The sequence below is a fragment of the Roseovarius roseus genome (assembly GCF_043355935.2).
In the GTDB taxonomy this organism is placed as follows: domain Bacteria; phylum Pseudomonadota; class Alphaproteobacteria; order Rhodobacterales; family Rhodobacteraceae; genus Roseovarius; species Roseovarius roseus.
The window spans coordinates 26,696-44,006 of sequence record NZ_JBHFPE020000001.1; the positions used below are offsets into that span (position 1 = coordinate 26,696).

21 protein-coding genes are annotated in these 17,311 nt (G+C 64.1%); 19 read left to right on the forward strand and 2 right to left on the reverse strand.

Annotated elements, in window-relative coordinates; genetic code table 11:
• Positions 1-35: 35 nt before the first annotated feature.
• Entirely contained in the window at positions 36-614 is a 579-nt protein-coding gene (locus ACEWPL_RS00155) for a LabA-like NYN domain-containing protein (RefSeq protein ID WP_393935305.1), read from the reverse strand.
• Positions 615-772: 158 nt separating this feature from the next.
• On the opposite strand from ACEWPL_RS00155, the gene folK reads away from it, so the two are divergent.
• From folK to ACEWPL_RS00220, 13 genes are all read left to right on the forward strand, one after another.
• Positions 773-1,363, forward strand: coding sequence for a 2-amino-4-hydroxy-6-hydroxymethyldihydropteridine diphosphokinase (folK, locus tag ACEWPL_RS00160; RefSeq protein ID WP_393935303.1), 591 nt, complete (start codon positions 773-775; stop codon positions 1,361-1,363).
• A 73-nt stretch (positions 1,364-1,436) separates the two neighbouring features.
• Positions 1,437-1,790: a DNA-directed RNA polymerase subunit omega gene (gene rpoZ, locus ACEWPL_RS00165; protein ID WP_393935301.1), complete on the forward strand. Its 354-nt coding sequence runs from the start codon at positions 1,437-1,439 to the stop codon at positions 1,788-1,790.
• A gap of 49 nt (positions 1,791-1,839) precedes the next feature.
• A complete protein-coding gene (locus ACEWPL_RS00170; protein WP_393935299.1) occupies positions 1,840-3,975 on the forward strand; it encodes a RelA/SpoT family protein in 2,136 nt (711 codons plus the stop codon).
• A 19-nt stretch (positions 3,976-3,994) separates the two neighbouring features.
• Positions 3,995-4,666, forward strand: a complete 672-nt coding sequence (locus tag ACEWPL_RS00175) for a DUF2062 domain-containing protein (RefSeq protein ID WP_393935297.1) — start codon at positions 3,995-3,997, stop codon at positions 4,664-4,666.
• Positions 4,667-4,753: 87 nt separating this feature from the next.
• Positions 4,754-5,500, forward strand: a complete 747-nt coding sequence (locus ACEWPL_RS00180) for a pyridoxine 5'-phosphate synthase (protein ID WP_393935295.1) — start codon at positions 4,754-4,756, stop codon at positions 5,498-5,500.
• Positions 5,497-5,931 (forward strand): ABZJ_00895 family protein, encoded by a 435-nt coding sequence (locus ACEWPL_RS00185; protein WP_393935293.1) that lies wholly within the window; start codon positions 5,497-5,499, stop codon positions 5,929-5,931. The genes ACEWPL_RS00180 and ACEWPL_RS00185 overlap by 4 nt, the downstream gene beginning before the upstream one ends.
• A gap of 16 nt (positions 5,932-5,947) precedes the next feature.
• Positions 5,948-6,349, forward strand: a complete 402-nt coding sequence (acpS, locus tag ACEWPL_RS00190; RefSeq protein ID WP_393935404.1) for a holo-ACP synthase — start codon at positions 5,948-5,950, stop codon at positions 6,347-6,349.
• A gap of 100 nt (positions 6,350-6,449) precedes the next feature.
• Positions 6,450-7,286: a signal peptidase I gene (lepB, locus tag ACEWPL_RS00195; protein ID WP_393935291.1), complete on the forward strand. Its 837-nt coding sequence runs from the start codon at positions 6,450-6,452 to the stop codon at positions 7,284-7,286.
• Positions 7,283-7,975, forward strand: coding sequence for a ribonuclease III (gene rnc / locus ACEWPL_RS00200; protein WP_393935289.1), 693 nt, complete (start codon positions 7,283-7,285; stop codon positions 7,973-7,975). Before lepB ends, rnc begins: the two co-directional genes overlap by 4 nt.
• Before the next feature lie 310 nt (positions 7,976-8,285).
• A complete protein-coding gene (era, locus tag ACEWPL_RS00205) occupies positions 8,286-9,191 on the forward strand; it encodes a GTPase Era (RefSeq protein ID WP_393935287.1) in 906 nt (301 codons plus the stop codon).
• Positions 9,192-9,243: 52 nt separating this feature from the next.
• Positions 9,244-9,576, forward strand: coding sequence for a DUF1491 family protein (locus tag ACEWPL_RS00210; protein WP_393935285.1), 333 nt, complete (start codon positions 9,244-9,246; stop codon positions 9,574-9,576).
• A 57-nt stretch (positions 9,577-9,633) separates the two neighbouring features.
• Positions 9,634-10,368: a DNA repair protein RecO gene (recO, locus tag ACEWPL_RS00215; protein ID WP_393935283.1), complete on the forward strand. Its 735-nt coding sequence runs from the start codon at positions 9,634-9,636 to the stop codon at positions 10,366-10,368.
• 57 nt (positions 10,369-10,425) lie between these two features.
• A complete protein-coding gene (locus ACEWPL_RS00220) occupies positions 10,426-11,121 on the forward strand; it encodes a fumarylacetoacetate hydrolase family protein (RefSeq protein WP_393935281.1) in 696 nt (231 codons plus the stop codon).
• Between the two features lie 94 nt (positions 11,122-11,215).
• On the opposite strand, the gene ACEWPL_RS00225 is transcribed toward ACEWPL_RS00220, so the two are convergent.
• Positions 11,216-12,910 (reverse strand): acyl-CoA dehydrogenase family protein, encoded by a 1,695-nt coding sequence (locus tag ACEWPL_RS00225; RefSeq protein ID WP_393935279.1) that lies wholly within the window; start codon positions 12,908-12,910, stop codon positions 11,216-11,218.
• 176 nt (positions 12,911-13,086) lie between these two features.
• Between ACEWPL_RS00225 and ACEWPL_RS00230 the strand changes: the two genes are divergently transcribed.
• The 6 genes from ACEWPL_RS00230 to trpB all read left to right on the forward strand — a co-directional run bounded on the left by ACEWPL_RS00230 (position 13,087) and on the right by trpB (position 17,118).
• Positions 13,087-13,860, forward strand: coding sequence for a sulfite exporter TauE/SafE family protein (locus ACEWPL_RS00230; protein ID WP_393935277.1), 774 nt, complete (start codon positions 13,087-13,089; stop codon positions 13,858-13,860).
• A 220-nt stretch (positions 13,861-14,080) separates the two neighbouring features.
• Positions 14,081-14,362 (forward strand): integration host factor subunit beta, encoded by a 282-nt coding sequence (gene ihfB / locus ACEWPL_RS00235; RefSeq protein ID WP_324751480.1) that lies wholly within the window; start codon positions 14,081-14,083, stop codon positions 14,360-14,362.
• Positions 14,363-14,365: 3 nt separating this feature from the next.
• Positions 14,366-14,716, forward strand: coding sequence for a lipopolysaccharide assembly protein LapA domain-containing protein (locus tag ACEWPL_RS00240; RefSeq protein ID WP_393935275.1), 351 nt, complete (start codon positions 14,366-14,368; stop codon positions 14,714-14,716).
• Complete coding sequence (locus tag ACEWPL_RS00245) at positions 14,706-15,368, forward strand: phosphoribosylanthranilate isomerase (protein ID WP_393935273.1); 663 nt, start codon at positions 14,706-14,708, stop codon at positions 15,366-15,368. The genes ACEWPL_RS00240 and ACEWPL_RS00245 overlap by 11 nt, the downstream gene beginning before the upstream one ends.
• Positions 15,365-15,814, forward strand: a complete 450-nt coding sequence (locus ACEWPL_RS00250) for a GNAT family N-acetyltransferase (protein WP_393935271.1) — start codon at positions 15,365-15,367, stop codon at positions 15,812-15,814. Before ACEWPL_RS00245 ends, ACEWPL_RS00250 begins: the two co-directional genes overlap by 4 nt.
• A gap of 74 nt (positions 15,815-15,888) precedes the next feature.
• Positions 15,889-17,118 (forward strand): tryptophan synthase subunit beta, encoded by a 1,230-nt coding sequence (gene trpB, locus ACEWPL_RS00255; protein ID WP_393935269.1) that lies wholly within the window; start codon positions 15,889-15,891, stop codon positions 17,116-17,118.
• Positions 17,119-17,311: the final 193 nt, after the last annotated feature.

A 17,311-nucleotide genomic window follows, 5' to 3' on the forward strand; every position in this document is an offset into this window, starting at 1 on the left:
GGCCGATTTGTGCGCAGCCGGTCAGGCCGCCATCCTCAATCTGTCGTCTCGAAGCTGTCGTTGCCGGCGCGCTCATTCTGGGACTCGCGCGGCGGGCGGCCGATCACTTCCTTGAGATCGTCAAGCTCGATGAAATTGTCGGCTTGGCGGCGCAATTCGTCCGAAATCATGGGCGGCTGGCTGCGAATGGTCGAAACAACCGAGACGCGCACGCCTTGGCGCTGCAGCGACTCGACGAGTGGGCGGAAATCGCCGTCGCCGGAGAAAAGCACGATATGGTCGACGCGTGGCGCCAGCTCCATCGCGTCGACGGCCAGCTCGATATCCATGTTGCCCTTGACCTTCCGGCGGCCCTGGCTGTCGGTATATTCCTTAGCCGGTTTGGTCACCATCGAAAAGCCATTGTAGTTCAGCCAGTCGACCAGCGGGCGGATGGGCGAATACTCTTCATTTTCCAGCAGCGCGGTGTAATAGAACGCGCGCAGCAGCTTGCCGCGGCGCATGAACTCGGTGCGCAGCAGCTTGTAGTCGATATCGAACCCCAGCGCCTTGCCTGCGGCGTAGAGATTCGATCCGTCGATGAACAGCGCCAGGCGCTCGTCTTTATAAAACATGGCTTGGTCCTCTCTCCCTCCGGCTGCTGCCCCGGCGGCCCGGAAAGGAACGTAAAAATGGTCCGCATCGGGCGGATGGGGGTTGTGCCCCGTGTGCTAAGGCGTAGGACTTAATCGCCTAGACAACGCTCAACAAGTGCGGAAAGGTCCAGTCTTACATGGGTGACGCGACGACACCTGACGAGGTTTCTGGCGATATTTTGATCGCTTTGGGCGGAAACATGCCGTCCGAGGCAAGCGAACCGCGCGAGACGCTGCGCGCGGCGCTGGACGCCCTGCAAGAGGTCGGCGCGTCGGTGGTGGCGGTCAGCCCATTCTACGCGACGCCCTGTTTTCCGGCGGGGGCAGGGCCGGAATATGTGAACGCTGCGGCCAGGCTGGCCATGGACGCGGAGCCGGGCGAGGTTCTGGCGCTGCTCCACGGCATCGAGGCCCGGTTTGGCCGCAGCCGGGTGCAGCGCTGGGGGCAGCGCACGCTGGATCTGGACCTGATCGCTCATGGTGCGCGGGTGCTGCCGGACCGGCAGACATATGATGACTGGGTGGCACTTGATCTCGAGGCGCAGATGCAGCGCGCTCCGGACCGGCTGATCCTGCCGCATCCCCGGATGCACGAGCGTCCCTTCGTGCTGGTTCCGCTGGCGGATGTGGCGCCCGACTGGCGGCACCCGGTGACGGGCCGGACGGTGGCGCAGATGCTGGCCGAGCTGCCGCCCGAGCGCATTCGTGAGGTTGTGCGCCTGCCATAACGCGCTTGCACCTTTCCGCGCTGCCGCGTAGAGAGCAGGTTTACACCCCGATCCTACTTATTCCGGAGGTCTCATGGCCCGCGTAACGACCGAAGACTGCGTCGACAAGGTTCCCAACCGTTTCGATCTGGTGCTGCTTGCCGCACACCGCGCCCGCGAAATATCGGCCGGGGCGCCGCTGACCGTCGACCGTGACAATGACAAGAACCCCGTTGTCGCCCTGCGCGAGATCGCAGACGAGACGCAGAGCGCCGCCGACCTGCGCGAGCGCATGATCGAGTCCAACCAGACCGAGATCGAAGTCGACGAGCCCGAAGAGGACCAGATGGCCCTTCTGATGGGCGGCGAAGCCGACAAGCCCGCCGAAGACGACATGTCAGAAGAGCGCCTGCTGCGCGAATTGATGAGGGCGCAAGGGCAGGGCTGACGCCCTGCACGCCTTGTGAGTATGCCGCGCCGCGCGGTTGGTGAATGTGATGATTACCGCCGACGACCTCATCGCGCTGGTCCGCACCTATAATCCACGCTGCGACGAGGCCCTTTTGCGGCGGGCCTATGATTACGGCCTGCGCATGCATGAGGGGCAGACCCGCCACTCGGGCGAGCCCTATTTCTCGCATCCTATCGCCGTCGCCGCCATCCTCGCCCAGCAGCGGCTGGGCGATGCGACGCTGGTGACGGCCCTTCTGCACGACACAATCGAGGACACACGTGCCTCTTACGCCGCCGTGGCTGAGATGTTCGGCACCGAGATCGCCGATCTGGTCGATGGCGTGACCAAGCTGACCAATCTCCAGCTCAGCTCGTCCGAAACCAAGCAGGCCGAGAATTTCCGCAAGCTGCTGATCGCCATGTCCAAGGACCTGCGCGTGATTCTGGTCAAGCTGGCCGACCGTCTGCACAACATGCGCACCATCAAGGCGATGCGCCCGGACAAGCAGGTTCAAAAGGCGCGCGAGACGATGGATATCTATGCGCCCCTCGCGGGCCGCATGGGTATGCAATGGATGCGCGAAGAGCTGGAGGATCTGGCCTTTCGCGTGATCAACCCCGAGGCGCGGGCCTCGATCATGCGCCGCTTCATCATGCTGCAGCGCGAATCGGGTGACGTGATCACGCGGATCACCGGTGACATCCGCAAGGAGCTGGCCAAGGTCGGCATCGAGGCAGAGGTGCTGGGGCGGGCCAAGAAACCCTATTCGATCTGGCGCAAGATGCAGGAAAAGGACCTGGCCTTCTCGCGCCTGTCGGACATCTACGGCTTTCGCATCATCTGCGCGTCCGAGGGAGATTGCTATTCGATCCTGGGCGCGATCCACCAGCGCTGGCGCGCCGTGCCGGGCCGGTTCAAGGATTACATCAGCCAGCCCAAATCGAACGGCTACCGCTCGATCCATACCACCGTGTCAGGCCGCGACGGCAAGCGGGTCGAGGTGCAGATCCGCACCCGCCAGATGCATGACGTGGCCGAATCGGGCGTGGCGGCCCATTGGTCCTACCGCGACGGCGTGCGCAGCGAGAACCCTTTTGCCGTCGATCCGGCCAAGTGGATCAGCACCCTGACCGATCAGCTGGACGGTGACGAGGATCACGAGGATTTCCTCGAGGCGGTCAAGCTGGAGATGTATTCCGACCAGGTCTTCTGCTTTACGCCCAAGGGGGACGTCATAAAGCTGCCCCGCGGCGCGACGCCGATCGATTTTGCCTATGCGATCCATACCCGCATCGGCAACGCCGTCGTCGGCGCCAAGATTGACGGGATGCGGGTGCCCCTCTGGACCCGCATCAAGAACGGCCAGTCGGTCGAGGTGATCATCGCTGACGGCCAGACGCCGCAATCCAGCTGGCTGGACATCGCCACCACCGGCAAGGCCAAATCCGCCATCCGCCGCGCCCTGCGCGAACAGGATCGGGGCCGCTACATCAAGCTGGGCCGGGAGCTGGCCCGCGCCGCGTTCGAGCATGTGGGCAAGCGCGCGACCGACAAGGCGCTGACGGCGGCGGCGCGCAACCTGCGCCTGCCCGACACCGGCGCCCTGCTGGCGCGCCTTGGCAGTGCCGAGCTGACCGCGCGGGACGTGGTCAGCGCCGTCTACCCCGATCTTGCGCCGCAGGGCGGCGAGGAGGTGGGCCGCGACCGCGCCGTGATCGGTCTCGAGCCCGGCCAGCGCTTTGAGCGGGCGAAATGCTGCGAGCCGCTTCCGGGCGAGCGGATCGTGGGCATCACCTTTCGCGGGCAGGGTGTCACGGTTCATGCCATCGATTGCGACATGCTGCAGAATTACGAGGACCAGCCCGATCGCTGGATCGACCTTGCCTGGCATTCGGGAACACATGCGGCGGCCTATAGCGTGTCGCTTGAAATCACCATGAGCAACGATGCCGGCGTGCTGGGCCGCATTTGCACCTTGATCGGCGAGTGCAACGCCAATATCTCCGACCTGACGTTCCTCGACCGCAAGCCCGATTACTTTCGCATCCTGGTCGAGGTCGAGCTACGCGACGCCGAGCAGTTGCACAGCCTCATGAGCGTTCTGGACGCCGACAGCGACGTCGCCCAGATCGAGCGTCGCCGCGACATCGCCCATGCCTCCGGCAAGGGCGCAACCTGAACTAGGAAGAGGGCTTCTCTTGGTCTTCAAGCGACGAGACAGAAGATCCGTCTGGAGGGCCACCGCAGGTTTCTTCTGGCCCAAGGGCGGATGGACGCGCGCGGCCAAGTATGTGCAGCACCGCGTCACCCGTTTGCCCGATCCGCCCCACCGGATCGCGCGGGGGATCTTCGCGGGCGTGCTGGTGACGTTCTCCCCGTTCTTCGGTCTGCATTTCGTGCTTGCGGCGCTGATTGCCAAGATCCTGCGCGGCAATATCGTTGCCTCGCTTCTGGCCACGTTCGTTGGCAACCCGCTGACCTTTCTGGCCATCGCGGCCAGCTCGCTTCAGACCGGGCATTTCCTTTTGGGAAATGCCGGGCAACATCCGGCAGGCGACCGCACCCTGGCCGAAAAATTCGGCGGCGCGGCGGCGGACCTGAAGCATAACATCCTGGCCATCTTCACCCCCGAGCAGGCGCATTGGAGCAAGCTGATCGTGTTTTATCACGATGTCTTTCTGCCCTATATGGTCGGCGGCATCGTCACCGGGCTGATCGCGGGGCTGGCGGCCTATTATACCTCTTTGCCTATCATCATGGTCTATCAGAAGCGGCGGCAGGCCAAGCTGAAGGAGAAATGGATCACGCTCAAGCAAAAGGCGGCGGTGGACGATGCGAAAGCGTCACACCACGGCACCCCGCCGCGCTAGACGGCTTGACGGGGCGGCGCTGCGGCCTTTCTTGTGTAAGAGTTCGGGGTCGGGCGCGTTGCCGGTCCCTTGGCCCTTGGGGGGACCATGCCTGATACATCCAAGCTACGCCTCGGCGTGAACATTGACCATGTCGCAACCTTGCGCAACGCGCGCGGCGGCGCAGTGCCCGATCCAGTGCGCGCCGCGCTGCTGGCCGAAACTGCGGGGGCCGACGGCATCACCGCGCATCTGCGCGAGGACCGTCGGCATATCATAGACAGCGATATCGACGCCTTGATGGCGCAACTGAGCGTGCCGCTGAACTTTGAGATGGCCGCGACGGAAGAGATGGCGCAGATCGCCCTGCGCCATAAACCGCACGCCGTCTGCCTCGTCCCCGAAAAGCGTGAAGAGCGCACGACTGAGGGCGGCCTCAATGTGGCGCGCGACGAAAACCACTTGGCCCATTTCGTTGGCGCGCTGCGGGATGCAGGCAGCCGGGTGTCGATCTTCATCGCCGCTGACGCGGCCCAGATCGAGGCAGCGGTCCGTACCGGTGCCGATATCATCGAGCTCCACACCGGCGCCTATTGCGATGCCCATGCCGAGGGCCGTTTTGATGAGCGCGACCGCGAATTGGCCGACCTGCGCGAAATGGCGACCTATGCCCATTCGCTGGGCCTGGAGGTGCATGCCGGTCACGGCCTGACCTTCGATACCGTCGCGCCCATCGCCGCACTGCCCGAGGTGATGGAGCTGAACATTGGCCATTTCCTGATCGGCGAGGCGGTGTTCATCGGGCTTGAGGCCGCGATTGCCCGGATGCGCGCCCTGATGGAGGCTGCGCGATGAACTATCTGCGCTACGCTGGCATTTTCGTCGCCGTCGCTATCCTCTCGGCACTGATCGTATTCGCGCTGAATACCTGGGCGGATGCCGGCCTCGGCTCATCCGGGCAACTCCTGGCGCCCGCGATGATCGCGGCCCTGCTCGAAGGGCGCTCCTTCGTACGGGACGAGGGGCGCATGCCCAACTCGTCCGAGGCGTGGAACTTTGCCCTTTTGGCCACGGCGCTGGCGATCTCGCTGAACATCGTGCTCAGCTTTGGCGCGGCCTATGTCATCCCCGCAGGCTCGGCGCAGACTATCGCGCCCGTGGGCACGCGGCCCTTCTGGATCATGCTGGGCATCTCGGCCGTGATCTACCTGCTTTCAAACCGCTTCTTCCTTGGTCTCGGCGCGCGGAATGAGGTGACGCGCCGCGACAAGTCGGATGCGTCGTGATGCGGCCCGGCTGCGCATGATCCTCGGCATCGGCACCGATCTGGCCAATATAGATCGCATCGCCCGCACGCTCGACCGCTTTGGCGACCGGTTCCGCAACCGCGTCTTTACCGAGGTCGAGCAGCGAAAGGCCGAACGCCGCGCCGACACCCCCGGCACCTATGCCAAGCGCTGGGCCGCGAAGGAGGCGTGCTCCAAGGCGCTGGGCACTGGCCTGCGCATGGGCATCGCGTGGAAGGACATGGCCGTCAGCAATCTGCATACCGGCCAGCCGGTGATGGAGGTCACCGGCTGGGCTGCGGACCGGCTGGCCCAGCTAACGCCGCCGGGCCATACCGCCCTCATTCACGTCACCCTGACGGACGATCACCCCTGGGCGCAGGCGTTCGTCGTAATCGAGGCGCGGCCCCTCGACTGAGACCGGCCCGCGGCGCGCCGCCGCGGGTTGACTTGCCCCGCCCCCACGCCCATGAAGCGTCTCGACTGGACCCATCCATTTGAACAGGCGGAGACCGCGCATGGCCAAAGACGCCAAGACAGGCAATCCCATCGTCGAGACGATCAAGACGGTGGTTTTCGCGCTGCTGATCGCGGGCATCTTTCGCACGCTGTTCTTTCAGCCTTTCTGGATCCCCTCGGGGTCGATGAAGGATACGCTGCTGATCGGCGATTTCCTGTTCGTCAACAAGATGGCCTACGGCTATTCCTATGCCTCCTGCCCATCGGTGCGCATCGGCGCGCTGGGCATCGACATCGACGCCGAGGATATCTGCGGCTTTCTCGATGGAGACAACACCCGCCTTTGGGGCGACGAGCCCGAGCGCGGCGACATCATCGTCTTTCGCCATCCGGTCAATCACAAGGACTTCATCAAGCGCCTGATCGGCCTGCCCGGTGACACGGTGCAGATGAAGGATGGCGTGCTCTATCTCAACGGCGAGGCTGTCCCGCGCGAGGATGGCGGCACGTTCAACGAGATCTATGCGCCCCAAGGCTCGATGAACAGCCGCCCGCGCTGCGAAAACGGCGTTGTGGGCGAGGGTGGGACCTGCTCGAAATCGCGCCAGATCGAGACGCTGCCGAATGGCCGCTCCTACGGCGTTCTCAACATCGACGACCAGCGCTCGGACGACACCGGCGTCTTTACCGTGCCCGAGGGGCATTACTTCTTTCTCGGCGATAACCGCGACAATTCCACCGACAGCCGCTATCCCCAGACCGTGGGCGGTGTCGGCTTCGTCCCTTACGAAAACCTGATCGGGCGCGCGGGCCGCGTCATCTTCTCCTCGGCAGGCAGCTCCATGCTCTATTTCTGGACATGGCGGGGGGACCGCTTCTTCAAGAGGCTCGATTGAAACTCTCGGGGGAATTGACGGCTTTCGCGGCGCGGCTTGGGCATGAGTTTGCCCGGCCCGCGCTGCTGATCGAGGCGGTGACGCATCCCTCGATGTCTTCGCCGGCGCGCGCCGACAATCAGCGGCTGGAATTTCTGGGCGACCGGGTGCTGGGCCTCGTCATGGCTGAGGCGCTGCTGGCGCATGATCCCGACGCCGCCGAGGGCCAGTTGGCGCCCCGTTTCAACGCGCTTGTGCGCAAGGAAGCCTGCGCCGATGTCGCGCGGCAGATCGACCTTGGCAAGGTGCTGAAACTTGGCCGCTCCGAGATGCTGTCAGGCGGACGCCGCAAGGAGGCGCTCTTGGGCGATGCGATGGAGGCGGTGATCGCCGCCGTCTATCTGGACGCCGGTTTCGATGCGGCGCGGGACGTGATCACGCGCCTCTGGGCCGGGCGCATCGATGACGTGGCCGAGGATGCGCGCGACGCCAAGACGGCTCTGCAGGAATGGGCCCAGGCCCGCGGCATGGCTCCGCCGCGCTATGTGCAGACGTCGCGCTCGGGGCCGGACCATGCGCCCCAATTCACCATCACCGCTCAACTCGAAAACGGCGCGTCCGAGGCGGCCTCGGCCGGCTCAAAACGTCAGGCCGAGCAGGCGGCGGCGCAGGTTCTGCTGGCGCGACTCGAGTCCGGCGCCAAGACTTAGTTCGGCACGAAAACGCCCCCGGAGGTATCCTCACGGGGGCGCTGCATGGCCATCTGGATGCGCGTCTAAAGCGCGGCGGCCATGATCGCGGGCAACCCAAGCATACCCGCCGTGATGAGTGCGATAGACAGTGCAAGACCCTTGAACATTGAACTCCTCCTTTTTGCTTCGTAGGCTTGAAATAGGCGCCGCCTTGCCGCCCCCCATGCGACCGGGCGCCGCATCCCGTCGGCCGGGCGCAGCGCAGCCTCTGGGCAAGCGCGCGCCGATCGGGTAGGGGGATGGCTGGCAACCAATGGATATATCCCCCATGAGCACACGCGCCGGATTCGTAGCCCTGATCGGTGAGCCGAACGCAGGCAAGTCGACCCTCCTGAACCGCATGGTCGGCGCCAAGGTCTCGATCGTCACGCACAAGGTGCAGACGACCCGCGCGCGCATCCGCGGCGTCGCGATCGAGGGCGAGACGCAGCTGATCTTTGTCGACACGCCCGGTCTTTTCCAGCCGCGCCGCCGGCTCGACCGCGCGATGGTCGCTGCCGCATGGGGCGGGGCCTCGGATGCCGATGTGGTCGTCCTGCTGATCGAGGCGCATCGCGGCATCACCGAGGGGGTGGAGCGCATCCTAGAAAATCTGCCGAACGTCACCAAGGGCCGCAAGGTCGCGCTGGCCATAAACAAGATCGACCGCGTCGAATCGCCCAAGCTGCTGGCCTTGACCAAAGAGATGAATGAGCGGTTCGCCTTTGATGAGACGTTCATGATCTCTGCCGAAAAGGGTCACGGGGTTGATGCCCTGCGCCAGTGGCTGGCAGGCGAGATGCCCGAGGGGCCTTGGCTCTACCCCGAAGACCAGATCGCCGATCTGCCCATGCGTATGATCGCCGCCGAGATCACCCGTGAGAAGCTGACACTGCGCCTGCATCAGGAGCTGCCCTACCAACTGACCGTCGAGACGGAAAACTGGGAAGAGCGCGATGACGGCTCGGCCCGGATCGATCAGCTGATCTATGTCATGCGCGACGGGCACAAGGGCATCGTGCTGGGCCGCAAGGGCGAGACGATCAAGCAGGTCGGCGCCGCCTCGCGCGCCGAGCTGGAGGAGTTTCTCGGCCGCCGTGTTCACCTTTTCCTGCAGATCAAGGTGCGGCCCAACTGGCTGGAAGAGGCCGAGCGCTACTCCGAGATGGGACTCGACTTCAAGGATGGCAATTGATGCGCGCCGCACTGCTTCATCTTGGCAAAAATACTCAAATCCCCGCTCTACCATGACGCGCCTGACGGCAGATTTCTGGGTGCATGCCTATCTTGCGCGTTTGCGCGGTCTGGATATTCCCGCCTTCGTCACCGCCCATGGCGACGACACCTCGGGCGCCGTTCTGGTCAAGCTCAATACGCTTGACGGCTATGCCGCCGCCTATCAGCGCAGCTTTGACCTCATGTCCGGCGCGCGCAAATGGGACCTGCTCACCCAGGGCCCCGAGGCAGAGGTGGATGCCGCCATTGCCCGCCAGCGCGGCTTTGACCCCGACCTCTGGGTGATCGAGGTCGAGGACCGCGCGGGGCGGCACCTGCTGGATCAGCCCGGCCTTGCCGATTGAGGCGCTTGCCATAGCTGCCTTGCCCGTGCCTGATGGCGAGGCAGAGGGGATAAGGTAATGGAGTGGCGCGATCAGGGGATACTCTTGTCGGTGCGCCGGCATGGCGAAAGCGCCGCGATCATCGAGGTGCTGACGCCTTCGCGCGGGCGCCATGCGGGCGTCGTCCGCGGCGGTGCCTCGCGCAAGCTGGCCCCCATCCTGCAGCCCGGCGCGCAGCTCGACCTTGCGTGGCGCGCGCGGCTCGAAGATCACATCGGCACCTTCACGGTCGAGCCTGTGCGCAGCCGCGCCAGCCATGTGATGAACGATCGCCTCGCGCTGGCGGGGCTGAACGCTGTCACGTCCCTGCTGCTCTTTTGTCTGCCCGAGCGCGAGGCGCATGCGCCGCTCTATGCACGCACCGAGGCGCTTCTGGATCTGATGGGCGAGCGCGAGGTCTGGCCGCTGGCCTATCTGCAATGGGAATTGGCGCTGCTGGAAGAGATGGGCTTCGGCCTCGACCTGTCGGCCTGCGCGGTCAAAGGCGCACGGGCCAATGACCTGAGCTATGTCTCCCCGCGGACGGGTCGGGCGGTGTCGCGGGCAGGCGCGGGTGAGTGGGCCGATCGCCTTTTGCCCCTGCCAAGTTGCCTTTTGGGATATGGTGGCGCGCCGGATGACCAGATCACGCAAGGCTTTGATCTGACGGGATATTTCCTGCATAATCGGCTGGCGCCCGAGCTAGGGAACAAACCGCTGCCCGAGGCGCGTGCGCGTTTCGTCGAGCGGTTCAAGGCGCAGGGGACGCTTTGACAGCCTCCGCGCCGCGCCGCATAAAGGCGCGGTAATCCAAATGGAGACTGACCCTAAATGACCGCCGCCCCCCTTTTTGATGTCCCGCCCGCGCCCTCCGTCGCCATTGCCGACAGTAATCGCCTCTTCCCCGTCCGCCGCGTTTTTTGCGTGGGCCGCAACTATGCCGCCCATGCCGCCGAGATGGGCAACGAGGTGGACCGCGCCGCCCCGTTCTACTTTACCAAATCCGCCCATGCGGTGATTCCCTCCGGGTCGGAAATCGCCTATCCGGCCGGCACGCGCGACTGCCATTACGAGATGGAATTCGTCATCGCCATCGGCGCTGAAGCCCATGAGGTCAGCGAAGCGGACGCAATGGATGCCGTCTATGGCTATGCCTGCGGCATCGACCTGACACGGCGCGATCTGCAGGGGCAGGCGAAGGACGGGCGCAAGCCCTGGGATCTGGGTAAGGATTTCGAGCAATCCGCATTGATGGGTACAATCACGCCTGCAGCTGATTTCGGTGTGCCCGGCGATCAGGCCATCACGCTCGATCTGGATGGCAAGCGCGTGCAAGAGGCGAAACTGTCGGAAATGGTCTGGTCGGTGCCCGAGATCATCGCGCATCTGTCGCGCTACTACCGTCTCGCGCCGGGGGATCTGATCTATACCGGAACGCCTGCTGGGGTTGGCGCTGTTGTGCCGGGCAGCGCGCTGAGCGGAGCGATCGACGGGCTGGAGCCGATCACGCTGACCATCGCGAAATAGGCGAAAATTGCGCCGGTTTGCGGGCCGGGTATGAGTATTTTTGCCAAGATGAAGGTGCAGGACGGCGCCCCGAAGGAGGGGCGCCGATTTCCGTTCAATTGCTTTGGCTGAGCAGGCGGCGTGCGATGACCTGCGCCTGGATTTCGGCGGCGCCCTCGAAGATATTGAGGATGCGCGCGTCGCAGAGGATGCGGCTGATCTTGTATTCCAGCGCGAATCCGTTGCCGCCGTGGATCTGCAGGCCATTGTCGGCCGCGGCCCAAGCGACGCGGGCGCCCAGCAGCTTGGCCATGCCGGCCTCGACATCGCAGCGGCGTCCCTGATCTTTTTCCCAAGCCGAGAAATAGGTCAGCTGTCGGGCGACCATGATCTCGACCGCCATCATGGCCAGCTTGCCCGAGACGCGCGGGAAGTCGATCAGCGGGCCGCCGAATTGCTTGCGATCCTGCGCGTATTGCATGGACACATCTAGCGCCGATTGCGCGACGCCAACCGCGCGGGCAGCGGTCTGGATACGCGCGCTCTCGAACGTCTCCATCAGCTGCTTGAAGCCCTTGCCTTCCTCGCCGCCCAGCAGGTTCTCCCCCTTGACGTGGAAACTGTCGAAGGCCAGCTCGTATTCCTTCATGCCGCGATAGCCCAGCACCTCGATCTCGCCGCCGGACATTCCCTCGGTCGGGAAGGGCGCCTCGTCGGTGCCGGGGGTCTTCTCGGCCAGGAACATGCTGAGGCCCTTGTGGTCGGTGCTGTCCGGGTCGGTGCGGGCGAGAAGGGTCATCACATGGGTGCGCGCGGCATGGGTGATCCAGGTCTTGTTGCCGGTGATGCGGTAGTCATCGCCGTCCTTCGACGCGCGGGTGCGCAGGCTCCCGAGGTCCGAGCCGGTGTTCGGCTCGGTAAAGACGGCTGTCGGCAGGATCTCGGCGCTGGCAAGCTTGGGGAGCCAATGCGCCTTCTGCGCGTCGGTGCCGCCGCAAATGATCAGCTCGGCCGCGATTTCGCTGCGGGTGCCGAGGCTGCCGACGCCGATATAGCCGCGGCTCAGCTCTTCGGAGACGACGACCATCGACGCCTTCGAGAGGCCGAGGCCGCCGAATTCCTCGGGGATGGTCAGGCCGAAGACGCCCATTTCCGCCAGTTCCTCGATGATCTCCATCGGGATCAGCTCGTCCTTGAGGTGCCAGTCATGGGCGTAGGGCTCGACCTTTTCGACGGCGTAGCGGCGAAATTGCTCGCGGATCATCTCGAGCTCGTCATCGAGGCCGGTGCGGCCGACAGTGATCTCGGCCGAGCGGTCCTGCATCAGCTGGACAAGGCGCGTGCGGGCGGCTTGGCTGTTACCGTGGCGGGTGAGGGTCTGGATGGCCTCGGCGCTCAGAGGTTCGGTTGCAGCCGGGCCGAGACCCAAATCGCATAGGCGCAGGATTTCGCCCTGGCTCATCGGGATGCCGCCGATGATCTGATTGAGATACTCGCCAAAGGCGATCTGGTGGATCAGCGCCTCGACCTCGCCGAATGTGCCGGTCTCTGTCAGGCGATCGGCCCAGGCCTGCATCTGGCGCAAGGCCTCGGCATAGGTGGCAAGCCAGGCCAGGCCATGCGCGGCGCATTGATTGCGGTCGACCAGCGCGCCAGAGACGCGGCCTTCGGCGGTCACCTCACTGCGCAGCGCCGATTTTGCCGCCGCCACGACGCCATCCACGGGCCCCAGTGCGGCGCGCGTCAGCTCGGTGAGGTCATCCAGAAGGACGGTCTGAGCCGCCATGTCGATTTGTCCGTCATGCGCCATATCGCGTTCCTCTCATATCTGGGGTCTTCCTAATCCTTTCGCAGGTGCAGCGCAACTATAAGACAAATGAAGAATTGTTTTTGTTCTTATCTTGCGCGTCATTTAGGCGCAGTTTTTGGTGCCGGACCGTGTTTCCGCCCATTCCAACCGCGCGCCTTCGCGCGTATGCAATGCGGATGGATATCTTTGCCGCCTTCGGTCCGCCTGAATTATGGCTGCTTGCCTATGTGATCGCCTTGGGGGCAGGGGTGATCAAGGGCGTCGTCGGCTTTGCGATGCCGCTGATCCTGCTCTCAGGGCTCAGCAGCTTTGTCGCGCCGGATCTGGCGCTGGCCTGCCTGATCGTGCCGACGCTTCTGACCAATGCCTGGCAGGCGCTGCGGCAAGGCTGGCGGGCGGCGCTTGGTACAATCCGGCGGTTTCAGCTCTTCCTGCTGGTCGGGGGTGCGACGCTGATCGTCAGTGCGCAACTGGTGCCGGTTCTGCCCGCGTCGGTCCTTCTGCTGATCATTGCGGTGCCGCTGGTGATCTATGCCGCGACATCGCTGGCGGGGCGCCCGCTCCGCCTGCCGCCCCGGCCAGGGCGCGCTGTCGAGGCATCGATGGGCGGGGCTGCGGGGTTTATCGGCGGCCTCTCGGGCGTCTGGGGGCCGATCACGGTGGCGATGCTGACCGCGATGGAGACCGAAAAGCGCGAGCAGGTGCGCGTGCAGGGTGTGATTTACGGCCTTGGCGCGCTGGCGCTGGCCGGTGCGCATATCGGCTCGGGCGTTCTGAATGCGCAGACCCTGCCGCTGTCGCTGGCCCTCGTGCCGCCAGCTCTGCTCGGGATCTGGACGGGCTTTCAGATCCACGACCGGATCGACCAGACGCTTTTCAAGCGGCTGACCCTCTGGATATTGCTGATCGCCGGGCTGAACCTGCTGCGGCGCGGGCTGATGTCTCTCTAGCGCGAATCGAATCGGCGGTGACTGGCACCAGGCGCTGCGCCACGGCGGAATTTTGCGGCGCCCCATCGGCGCTGGGGCAGTGGAAAGAGGGACGTCCCGGCCTATTTGGCGGATTTCAGACGAAAATTGGCGCTTTCTATTTCTGTTTTGTGGGTTTCTACTTATACTCGCCCCAAAGGCCGATAAGGGCATATTACAAACGACCGGGGGGACTGCACCAATGATCCGATCGGAACTGATTCAGAAGATCGCCGATGAAAATCCGCATCTTTACCAACGGGATGTGGAGCGGATCGTGAACACTGTGTTCAATGAGATCACGGATGCCATGGCGGCAGGAAACCGGGTTGAACTGCGCGGCTTCGGCGCCTTTTCGGTCAAGAAGCGTGACGCGCGCATCGGCCGGAACCCACGCACCGGCGAATCCGTTCCTGTCGAAGAGAAACATGTGCCCTTCTTCAAGACCGGCAAGCTCTTGCGGGATCGGCTGAACGGAAAGTAATACATGCGCTACATTCGCTACGCTTCGATAGCCATCTTCGCGCTGGCCCTGATCCTCATTGCCTTGGCCAACCGGGTTATGGTCCCTATCCGTCTGGTGCCCGAGAACCTGTCGGGCATGACCGCCCTCGATCCGGCGACAGAGGTGCCTCTTTACGTCATCATCTTCGGCGGTATCGCTGCGGGCCTCATCCTTGGCTTCATTTGGGAGTGGATCCGTGAGGCGGGCGAGCGGGCCGCCGCGGCGCGGCAAGCGCGGGAAATGCAGCGCCTGCGCGCCGAGATCAAGCGCCTCAAGGCCGAAAAGCACGAGGGCAAGGACGAGGTTCTGGCCCTTCTGGACAATGGCCGCTGAGCGCAAAGGGCCGCGCGACATCCGGATCAAGATGTGCGGCCTGCGCACGCCGGACGATATCGCTGCGGCCGCCGATGCCGGGGCGCATTATGTCGGCTTTGTCTTTTTCCAGCGCTCACCGAGATTCGTGACGGCAGCCGACGCCACGGCGCTTGCGATAGCCACGCCCGAAGGCATCGCCAAGGTTGCGCTGGTGGTTGATGCCAGTGACGCGGAACTGGATTCACTGACGGGCGCTGTGCCGCTGGACATGCTGCAACTGCATGGCCGCGAGACGCCCAAGCGGGTGGCCGAGATCAAGGCGCGTTACGGTCTGCCGGTGATGAAGGCAGTGGGCATCGCTGAGGCGGCTGACCTGCCGCAGATCGACGCCTACAGCCAGGTCGCCGACCAGTTGCTGATCGACGCCAAGCCGCCCAAGGGCAGTGCGCTGCCCGGCGGCAATGCGCTTGCCTTCGACTGGTCGCTGATCGCCGGTCGCCGCTGGACCCTGCCCTGGATGCTGGCCGGTGGACTGACGCCCGAGAATGTCGCCATCGCGGTCGAGCGGACGGGTGCGCAGCAGCTTGATGTCAGCTCGGGGATCGAGAGCGCGCCGGGCGTGAAGGATGCCGGGCTGATGCGCGCCTTTGCCGCAGCCGCGCGCGGATGACCACGTTTCGCCTCGCCCGCCGCGAAGATGTGCCAGCGGTCGTGGCCCTATTGACCGATGACGTGCTGGGCGCCGCCCGCGAGGGCGACGATCTGACGCGCTACTATGATGCCTTTGATCGAATGGCCGTCGAAGGAGCCAATCTGCTGATCGTGGGCACAGCGCCGGATGGCGAGGTGATCGCCACCTACCAGATCACCTTCATCAGCGGACTTTCCCTGCGTGCTGCGCGCCGCGCGCAAATCGAAAGCGTCCGTGTCGCCACAGCATGTCGAGGGCAGGGGATCGGCCGGGAGATGTTCCGCGATGCCTTCGCCCGCGCGCGCGCCGAAAGCTGCGCCCTGGTGCAGTTGACGATGAACACCCAGCGGCACGAGGCCAAGCGGTTCTACGAATCGCTCGGCTTTACCGCGTCGCATCACGGCTTCAAATACGCTCTGGACTAACGGCGGCCTTTTCGCTGGAAAATTCCGGCAGCGTCCCATATCCATCTGCAAACGTGTCAGGAAAGGCTTGCCAAATGAACGACCTCTTCAACAGCTTCATGACCGGCCCCGATGAAAAAGGCCGGTTTGGCGATTTCGGTGGACGTTTTGTCAGCGAGACGCTGATGCCGCTGATCCTGGAGCTTGAAGAGCAGTACGAGCATGCCAAGACGGATGACAGCTTCTGGGCTGAGATGAATGACCTCTGGACGCATTATGTCGGCCGCCCCAGCCCGCTCTACTATGCCGAACGTCTGACGCAGCATCTGGGCGGTGCCAAGATCTATCTCAAGCGGGACGAGCTGAACCATACTGGCGCGCACAAGATCAACAATGTGCTGGGCCAGATCATCCTCGCGCGCCGCATGGGCAAGAGCCGCATCATCGCCGAGACAGGCGCGGGCCAGCACGGCGTCGCGACCGCAACCGTTTGCGCCAAGTTCGGCCTGAAATGTGTGGTCTACATGGGCGCGCATGATGTCGAGCGGCAAAAGCCCAACGTCTTCCGCATGCGCCTTCTTGGGGCCGAAGTGATCCCGGTGACCTCCGGCCGCGGCACGCTGAAGGACGCGATGAACGATGCGCTGCGCGATTGGGTGACCAATGTGCGCGACACGTTCTACTGCATCGGCACCGTTGCCGGCCCACATCCCTATCCGGCCATGGTCCGCGATTTCCAGAGCATCATCGGCAAGGAAGCCAAGGAGCAGATGCAGGCCGCCGAAGGGCGCCTGCCGGATACGCTCATCGCCGCGATCGGCGGCGGCTCGAATGCGATGGGCCTGTTTTACCCTTTCCTCGACGACAAGGAGGTGAACATCATCGGCGTCGAGGCTGGCGGTAAGGGCGTCAATGCCAAGATGGAACATTGCGCCTCGTTGACGGGGGGGCGCCCCGGCGTGCTCCATGGCAATCGCACGTATCTGTTGCAGGATGACGATGGCCAGATCCTCGAAGGCTACTCGATCTCTGCGGGGCTCGACTATCCCGGTATCGGGCCCGAGCATAGCTGGCTGCACGATATCGGCCGTGCCAAATACGTCTCGATCACCGACAAGGAGGCGCTGGAAGCGTTCCAGCTGAGCTGCGCCATGGAAGGAATCATTCCCGCGCTCGAGCCGAGCCACGCCTTGGCCCATGTGATGAAGATCGCGCCCGACCTGCCCAAGGATCACGTGATCATCATGAATATGTGCGGGCGCGGCGACAAAGATATCTTTACCGTGGCCAAGCATCTGGGCTTTGGCATGGAAGAGAAAGACTGACAGGCACCGGCCAAAAGCGCGGCACCTGCAATCGCGGGCAGGATTTGAGTATTTTTGCCAAGATGAATGGGTGGAAGTCACCCCGCCGCCCGACACTCGCTTGGCGGAAAGGACGGCGGGGCTTCACCTTGGTCGGTCATCGGCTCTCCAACCTGTACCGCAGAGCCATCAGGCACGCATTAACGTTAATGCC

What these genes read in the sequence shown, in the direction of transcription:
- ACEWPL_RS00155 (WP_393935305.1), bottom strand. Translation starts at nt 614, where the DNA reads ATGTTTTATAAAGACGAGCGCCTGGCGCTGTTCATCGACGGATCGAAT.
- folK (WP_393935303.1), top strand. Translation starts at nt 773, where the DNA reads ATGGGTGACGCGACGACACCTGACGAGGTTTCTGGCGATATTTTGATC.
- rpoZ (WP_393935301.1), top strand. Translation starts at nt 1,437, where the DNA reads ATGGCCCGCGTAACGACCGAAGACTGCGTCGACAAGGTTCCCAACCGT.
- ACEWPL_RS00170 (WP_393935299.1), top strand. Translation starts at nt 1,840, where the DNA reads ATGATTACCGCCGACGACCTCATCGCGCTGGTCCGCACCTATAATCCA.
- ACEWPL_RS00180 (WP_393935295.1), top strand. Translation starts at nt 4,754, where the DNA reads ATGCCTGATACATCCAAGCTACGCCTCGGCGTGAACATTGACCATGTC.
- ACEWPL_RS00185 (WP_393935293.1), top strand. Translation starts at nt 5,497, where the DNA reads ATGAACTATCTGCGCTACGCTGGCATTTTCGTCGCCGTCGCTATCCTC.
- acpS (WP_393935404.1), top strand. Translation starts at nt 5,948, where the DNA reads ATGATCCTCGGCATCGGCACCGATCTGGCCAATATAGATCGCATCGCC.
- lepB (WP_393935291.1), top strand. Translation starts at nt 6,450, where the DNA reads ATGGCCAAAGACGCCAAGACAGGCAATCCCATCGTCGAGACGATCAAG.
- era (WP_393935287.1), top strand. Translation starts at nt 8,286, where the DNA reads ATGAGCACACGCGCCGGATTCGTAGCCCTGATCGGTGAGCCGAACGCA.
- ACEWPL_RS00210 (WP_393935285.1), top strand. Translation starts at nt 9,244, where the DNA reads ATGACGCGCCTGACGGCAGATTTCTGGGTGCATGCCTATCTTGCGCGT.
- recO (WP_393935283.1), top strand. Translation starts at nt 9,634, where the DNA reads ATGGAGTGGCGCGATCAGGGGATACTCTTGTCGGTGCGCCGGCATGGC.
- ACEWPL_RS00220 (WP_393935281.1), top strand. Translation starts at nt 10,426, where the DNA reads ATGACCGCCGCCCCCCTTTTTGATGTCCCGCCCGCGCCCTCCGTCGCC.
- ACEWPL_RS00225 (WP_393935279.1), bottom strand. Translation starts at nt 12,910, where the DNA reads ATGGCGCATGACGGACAAATCGACATGGCGGCTCAGACCGTCCTTCTG.
- ACEWPL_RS00230 (WP_393935277.1), top strand. Translation starts at nt 13,087, where the DNA reads ATGGATATCTTTGCCGCCTTCGGTCCGCCTGAATTATGGCTGCTTGCC.
- ihfB (WP_324751480.1), top strand. Translation starts at nt 14,081, where the DNA reads ATGATCCGATCGGAACTGATTCAGAAGATCGCCGATGAAAATCCGCAT.
- ACEWPL_RS00240 (WP_393935275.1), top strand. Translation starts at nt 14,366, where the DNA reads ATGCGCTACATTCGCTACGCTTCGATAGCCATCTTCGCGCTGGCCCTG.
- ACEWPL_RS00245 (WP_393935273.1), top strand. Translation starts at nt 14,706, where the DNA reads ATGGCCGCTGAGCGCAAAGGGCCGCGCGACATCCGGATCAAGATGTGC.
- ACEWPL_RS00250 (WP_393935271.1), top strand. Translation starts at nt 15,365, where the DNA reads ATGACCACGTTTCGCCTCGCCCGCCGCGAAGATGTGCCAGCGGTCGTG.
- trpB (WP_393935269.1), top strand. Translation starts at nt 15,889, where the DNA reads ATGAACGACCTCTTCAACAGCTTCATGACCGGCCCCGATGAAAAAGGC.